7 protein-coding genes are annotated in these 6,230 nt (G+C 69.4%); 5 read left to right on the plus strand and 2 right to left on the minus strand.

Translation table 11 applies throughout. The features are described 5' to 3' along the window. Positions 1-38: 38 nt before the first annotated feature. From AX744_RS02025 to AX744_RS02035, 3 genes are all read left to right on the plus strand, one after another. Positions 39-839: a MerR family transcriptional regulator gene (locus AX744_RS02025; RefSeq protein WP_058632336.1), complete on the plus strand. Its 801-nt coding sequence runs from the start codon at positions 39-41 to the stop codon at positions 837-839. Positions 840-968: 129 nt separating this feature from the next. Continuing rightward, positions 969-1,919, plus strand: a complete 951-nt coding sequence (locus AX744_RS02030) for an NAD(P)/FAD-dependent oxidoreductase (protein ID WP_061015244.1) — start codon at positions 969-971, stop codon at positions 1,917-1,919. 48 nt (positions 1,920-1,967) lie between these two features. Next, entirely contained in the window at positions 1,968-2,627 is a 660-nt protein-coding gene (locus AX744_RS02035; RefSeq protein WP_058632338.1) for a hypothetical protein, read from the plus strand. 25 nt (positions 2,628-2,652) lie between these two features. Here the strand turns inward: AX744_RS02035 and AX744_RS02040 are convergent, their stop codons facing one another. Continuing rightward, a complete protein-coding gene (locus AX744_RS02040; protein WP_061015245.1) occupies positions 2,653-3,114 on the minus strand; it encodes a DUF3817 domain-containing protein in 462 nt (153 codons plus the stop codon). A gap of 169 nt (positions 3,115-3,283) precedes the next feature. Here AX744_RS02040 and AX744_RS02045 point away from each other — a divergent pair, with 169 nt between their 5' ends. After that, positions 3,284-4,216, plus strand: coding sequence for a helix-turn-helix domain-containing protein (locus AX744_RS02045; RefSeq protein ID WP_052748777.1), 933 nt, complete (start codon positions 3,284-3,286; stop codon positions 4,214-4,216). Between the two features lie 13 nt (positions 4,217-4,229). Here AX744_RS02045 and AX744_RS02050 read toward each other — a convergent pair whose 3' ends face one another. Next, a complete protein-coding gene (locus tag AX744_RS02050) occupies positions 4,230-5,426 on the minus strand; it encodes an MFS transporter (protein WP_061015246.1) in 1,197 nt (398 codons plus the stop codon). 134 nt (positions 5,427-5,560) lie between these two features. On the opposite strand from AX744_RS02050, the gene AX744_RS02055 reads away from it, so the two are divergent. Then, on the plus strand, positions 5,561-6,230 hold a 670-nt coding region (locus AX744_RS02055), incomplete at its 3' end, for a hypothetical protein (protein ID WP_157543497.1).

Raw genomic sequence — 6,230 nt, forward strand, 5'->3', positions numbered from 1 at the left:
TTTGACCCTCACACAGTGGCAGACGGGAGAACTGAGGCATGTTGTCCATCGGAGCGTTCGCGCAGATCGGCCAGGTGACCCACCGGATGCTCCGGCATTGGGACGCCGCCGGCCTGCTCATGCCCGCCCACGTGGACGAGTTCAGCGGCTATCGCTCCTACGATCCGTCACAGCTGGAACGGCTGCACCGGATCGTCGCCCTGCGCCAGCTGGGGTTCGGGCTCGATGACATCTCCGCGATCCTCGACCGTGGCGTCGATGCCGAGCGCATCGCCGCTCTGCTGCGGATCCGTCGCACCGAGGTCGAGCAGGAGCACCGCGTCGCCGCAGAGAGACTCGTCGACGTGGAAAGGCGCCTCCACCTCATCGAGAGAGAGAATCACATGTCCCAGATCGAGATCATCGACAAGCCGCTCCCCGCCGTCCGCCTGGCCGCGATCCGCACCATCGTGGCCGACCAGCCCGCCGTCGCAGGTGTCGTCGGTCCCGCGTTCGACACTGTGGCGGACATCATCGGCGACGACCACTCCCTGGCGACCCCGATCGCCCAGTACGAGACCCTCGACGACGCCCTGCAGGTCATCGCCGGATACATCTATGCCGGGCCCGCACGGGAAGGTCTCGAGATCATCGAGCTGCCTCCGGCCGACGAGGCCGTGTGCGGCATCCACCTCGGCTCGATGGAGCACATCGCCGAGAGCTGGCACGCGATCCACACCGAGATCGTGGCCCGCGGCCTCACGCACGACGGCCCCTGCCGCGAGCTCTACGTGCGCGCCGTCTCCGACGACCAGTCGGACTGGGTCACGGAACTGCAGCAGCCCGTGCGGCGGGGCTGAGGCACACGGCGCCGCGGGCGTCGAACCGTGGCAGGATGAGAGTAAGGCGAGCCTTACCGGCCGCCCCGGCGGTGTCGCCCGGCAGACGCCGCGGCATGGATCCGTCCCTTTCTCGGAAGGACCGTGCGGATGAGATCTGCGGCGATGGGTGGGAGCGAGAGCACCGATTACGACGTGCTCATCGTCGGCGGCGGGCCGGCCGGTCTGTCCGCCGCCCTCAACCTCGGCCGCGCACTCATGCGCGTGCTGGTGATCGACGCCGATCGTCCACGCAATGCTGCGACCCTGCGATCGCACGGCTTCCTCACCCGCGACGGCATCCCGCCGCAGGAGCTGCGCCGGCTCGCGAGGGAGGAGCTCTCGGCATATCCGGACGTCGAGGTGCGACGGCGCACCCGCGTCACCTCGCTTCGCCCGAGCGACGGCGGGTTCGCGGCCGAGATCGGGCGCCGCGAGGCGGAGACGACGGTGACGGCACGCGCCGTGCTGCTCGCCACCGGCCTGCGCGAGACGCTCCCCGAGGTGCCGAACCTCCGTGGCTACTACGGCATGAGTCTGTTCAGTTGCGCCGCCTGCGATGCCTGGGAGCTCCGGAGACGTCGCCTCGCCCTCATCGGTGAGGCACCGGACATCGCCGAACGTGCCCGCCTCATCGGTCGCCTGACCGAGAACCTCACGGTGTTCACCCACGGCGCGGATGTGGTCACGGCGGAGGAGGAGGTCGAACTCGCCGCCGCCGGGATCGCGCTACGCCGGGAACCCATCGTCGAGCTCGTCGGCGACCGAGGTCAGATCGAGAGCATCCGCCTGGCTGACGGCACGACGGTCGCCATCGACGGCGGATTCGTACGCCCCGAATGGCACAGCACGCTGTCGTTCCTCGAGGGGATCGCACCGGCGACGGATGACGCCGGGCATCTGCGCATCGACCGCTCAGGGCGCACGGACGTACCCGGACTTTACGCTGCAGGCGACGCGGCGGCTCCCGGACCGCAGCAGCTGATCGTCGCAGCGGGTGCGGGCGCTCGGGTCGCGGCGGTCATGGTGCACGACTCGATCGGCGTGGCCACCGCGCACTGAACGATCATCGGCGTGAGAGCGCAACGGGACCGGACTAGGCTGACCGGCATGACGCGCGCCTTCTCGATCTCCCTGCGCCTGACCGCCGCGGCCGTCGCCACCCTGGCCGTCCTGTCCCTCAGCGGATGTTTGTACGCGCAGATCCCGACGGGCTCGCCCTCCGACGCTCCCTCTGCGGGCACGGAAACCGACGCACCGGCCGACGGCCCCTCCGGTTCGACCCTGACCTTCGCGGAAGGGCTCGATCTCACGAGCGACACCTACATCGAGTGGGGCGACGGTCTCGTCGTCGACGACGGGTGGAAGATCGTCGCGCCGGACGACGGCAACGGCGGGTGGACCTACGGCACGGTCGACGGCACGTGCACGGCACGGTTCTGGCAGGGTCACACGACCGACGTGGCCGTGGTCCCCGGTGACGACAGCGCGTCGTCCGACGCGATCCTCGGCGTGCTGCTGCAGATGCCGACGGCAGACATCACGCCGCTCGCCACCACCGGTGAGTTCAGCTACATGGCGGGAGGGAACGGCGGAGTCGAGACGCGTCAGGTCGTCGGAGTGGACGGCAGCCGCACCTGGCTGATGGCCGCACGCGCCTTCACCCAGACCGGGGTGGGACTCTCCGTGATCGTGGACTGCACCGCCGGGGATGCCGAGGCGACCATGGCGAAGATCAACGAGGAGAACGCGGTCGTCGTCACGCCCTGATCGGCGGAGGACGGCCCGCGTCGGCTCACTTCCCGCCGGGAGGGCCGATCAGCAGCAGGATGACGTACAGCGCGACGATGCCCACGACCAGCAGCAGCGCGAGCACCCACGGCCGCTGCAGGAACCACCGCATCAGCCGGTCGTACCAGCGCCGATCGCGCGGATCGTCCGTCGCCTCGAGGCGCCAGTCTCCGGTGAGTCGGCCGGTGCGATGCAGCCAGATCTCCATGGGGATCGTCGCATAGGGGACGATGGCGCTGGCCACCGCGAGCACGCCGACGCCGGGATGCCAGCGCTGGTTCAGCGCGACCAGGATCGCCGTCGCGGCGTACGACAGGAACACGAACCCGTGGATGCCACCGCCCACGGTCACCACGACTCCTGGAGCGCCGACGGCGCGCGCGATGATCGCGGAGATCAGGATCGTCCAGGTGATCGCCTCGGCGATCGCGAGAACTCGGAACAGGCGGTCGGGGGTGCGGAACACGGTACTCCTCGGGTGGTGTCCCTCCACCGTATCCGCACGCTCAGGGCTCCGAATCAACCGAATGGTTGAGGTCGGTCAGCGGAGCGCCGACACCGCACAGCGCATCATCGCAAGGCCGCCACAGACGCCGCGACGGAATAGCGAACGGCCCGACGGCGTTGCCGAAGGCATGGTGACAGTGGATGCGGATGCGCTCTCGAACGTGCTCGGCTCCGTCGACCTCCGTGTCGGCATCGGTCGACGCGCCTCGCTGCCCGCGGGATCGCTGCTGCCCATCCCGGCCGACAGCATCACCCTGGTCTACGTCGCCGCAGGAGGCGTGAACGGGCACCCGCCGCTCGGCGACGGCTGCCGACTCGACGTCGACACCGACTCGAAGCGCTTCTCGCTCGACTCCCTCGCCCTCGACCCGAAGGCCCGCCGAGACATGCTCGTGGCGGGGGACGCGTTCCTGACGCTCGGTCGTTCGCCCTTCGTCCTCGAAGCACAGGACGACACGAGTCTGATGATCGCCGACATCGAGCTCGCGGATGCGGCATCCCCGCTCCCCGCCCTGCTGCCCCCGTTCCTCACGGTCACCGGTTTCGACGCCGTGGAGCCCGCCGCCGCAGCCCTCGCCCTCAACATGGGGATCATCGATCACACGGTGACACCCGCACGCCAGGGCGACCCCATCATCTGCCGCATGATGGCGACCACCGTGCTGCTGTCCCTGATCAGGGCATGGGCGGCGAACGGCTGCGCGCCGACGGGATGGCCCTCGTTGTCGAACGATCCATTCCTCGACCGCGTCGTCGACGCCATCCGCGAGGAGCCCGGACGCGACTGGACGGTCGAGCGCCTGGCCGGCATCGGCGCCATGTCGCGGTCGACCTTCGCGGAGAGGTTCCGCAGCGCGGTCGGCCGCTCACCGGCGGACTATGTGACCGAGGTGCGTGTCGATGCGGCGAAGCGCATGCTCGAGGCCGGACGCAGTGTCTCCGACATCTCGCGCGAGCTGGGATACGCCTCCGACGAGGGGTTCAGCCGTGCGTTCCGACGCCGCACCGGCATGACCCCCTCGTCGTGGCGGCTCGCCCACCGCCTCCCCGTCTCGGCCTGAGGCCGCGCGCGGCTCAGTCCCTGCTGCTGACCCGGTTGGAGACGCCGAAGAGCACCGCACCGGCGAGCAGCGCGATCGCGCCGATCACGTAGACGAGCTCGACGTTCAGGGTGTCGACGAGGAGACCGCCGATGCCCGCCGCCAGCGTGATCGCTCCCTGGAACCCGACGACCACCAGGCTGCCTCCCGCTTCGAGACGATCCGGCATGCGGTGACCGACCCAGGTGTTGGCGACGATCAACCAGGACGAGAAGAAGAAGCCCCACACCAGCACGACGATGCCGACGCCGATGATCGACCCGGAGAACAGGATCATCGAGATCACGGACACGGCGATCACCAGCGGTGCGAACACCGCGAAGAACGCGAAGGTGCGGTCGATGACGAGCCCGATCGTGATGTTGCCGAGGAGCCCGCCGACACCGAACAGCGCCAGCAGCACCACGATGGTCGAGGCGTCCACCTCGGGGATGCGCTCCAACGCGAGACGCACATAGGTGTAGGCGAGGAAGTGTCCGAGCACGACCAGGACGTGGCCCACCATGCCGAGACCGATCCCCGGGCGGCGCAGCGTGTCCACGAGCAGACGCAGGCTCGACGCACTCTCGGCCGGAACCGAGGGCAGCGCGAAACGCAGGACGACGGCGAGGACGACCATCAGCACACCGGCGATGGCGAAGACCATCCTCCAGTCGACGAGCTCGCTCAGCATGACACCCAGCGGCACACCCGCCACCGTCGCCAGCGACACCCCCGCCGAGGTGAACATGACACCGCGACCGAGATTCTCCGGTCCCGCGAGCCGTGCCGCGACCGTGATCGACATCGCCCAGAACGCGCTGATCGCCGCGCCCAGCAGGAAGCGCGCCAGCAGCACGATGATCAGGTTCGGGGCGATCGCGACGATGAGGTTCGACACGGCGGCCGCGAGCGCCATCCATACGAGCAGCGACCGCCGGTCGAGCCGCGGGAACATGAGTCCGACGGTCGGAGCGACCACGAGCCCCACCAGCGCGGTGACGGTGACGGTCTGCCCTGCCTGCCCCGGGGTGACCCCGAGCCCGTCGGCCATCTCGGTGAGGACGCCGTTGGGAAGGAACTCGGCCGTGACCAGCAGGAACCCCATCAGCATCAGGACGATCAGTCCGCCGTAGCGGATGCGGACAGCCGCGGACGGCGGCAGGGTGGGGACGGGGGCAGTCGTGGTCATGTTCTCCACACTCGCAGTCCGCGGAGGCCGACGCCCGATCAGGCGTCCGCCGCATCCGACCATTCGTCCGGTCCGGTTCCGGCGGGCCAGCGGAGAGGCGGGGAGTTCCCAGCCGGAGCGTGCAGAGTATCGATATGCAGGAGCGCGGAGGGGCTCGGCAGCGGATGCTGCACGGCGCCTCGGTCATCGCGGCGATCATGCTCACCGCCGGATGCACCCCGCAGCAGGCGGTCGGGCCTGAGGACTGGACACTCGAGGCGATCCCGTTCCAGAACTCCTCCGTCGGCGCGGGCCCGGAGGCCACACCGGCCGGCGAGCCGATCGATCTGGCCTACGGGATGCGTGTGTTGTCCGACGACGGGGCCGGCGGCTTCTGGACCGTCTCGTCCGGATCATGGCTGCACGTCGGGGCCAATGGCCAGACGCTCACCCGGTTCAACACCGAGCCCGAAGACCCGCTCTCGCATGTCGGGGCGATCGCCGCGCTCTCGCCCACCGAACTGGTCCTACTGCAGGGCGACCGGCTGCATGTGATGCCGATGCTCTCGGTGCTCGATACCACCACCATGGCGGTGCGTGATCTGCCGGGAGATGCCGTCGGCGACGAAGGCGACTTCGACTTCGGGGACTTCGAGTTCGGGGATGTCGCCGTGCACGAGGGAGACGCCTTGGTCGTGCGGTACCAGCCGCGCCCATCCGACGGTTACCTCGACTACGAGGTGCTGCGCGTCGACGTCGACAGCGGCGCTCGGACGCTGCTGCACGGCGGTCCGATCGACCTCGACGACGCACCGGGCGCTCGCC

This window comes from Microbacterium sp. CCH5-D1, from assembly GCF_001557335.1.
Taxonomy (GTDB): domain Bacteria; phylum Actinomycetota; class Actinomycetes; order Actinomycetales; family Microbacteriaceae; genus Microbacterium; species Microbacterium oxydans.

Coding starts and splice junctions, on each gene's coding strand:
- AX744_RS02025 (WP_058632336.1), top strand. CDS start 39: ATGTTGTCCATCGGAGCGTTCGCGCAGATCGGCCAGGTGACCCACCGG.
- AX744_RS02030 (WP_061015244.1), top strand. CDS start 969: ATGAGATCTGCGGCGATGGGTGGGAGCGAGAGCACCGATTACGACGTG.
- AX744_RS02035 (WP_058632338.1), top strand. CDS start 1,968: ATGACGCGCGCCTTCTCGATCTCCCTGCGCCTGACCGCCGCGGCCGTC.
- AX744_RS02045 (WP_052748777.1), top strand. CDS start 3,284: ATGGTGACAGTGGATGCGGATGCGCTCTCGAACGTGCTCGGCTCCGTC.
- AX744_RS02050 (WP_061015246.1), bottom strand. CDS start 5,426: ATGACCACGACTGCCCCCGTCCCCACCCTGCCGCCGTCCGCGGCTGTC.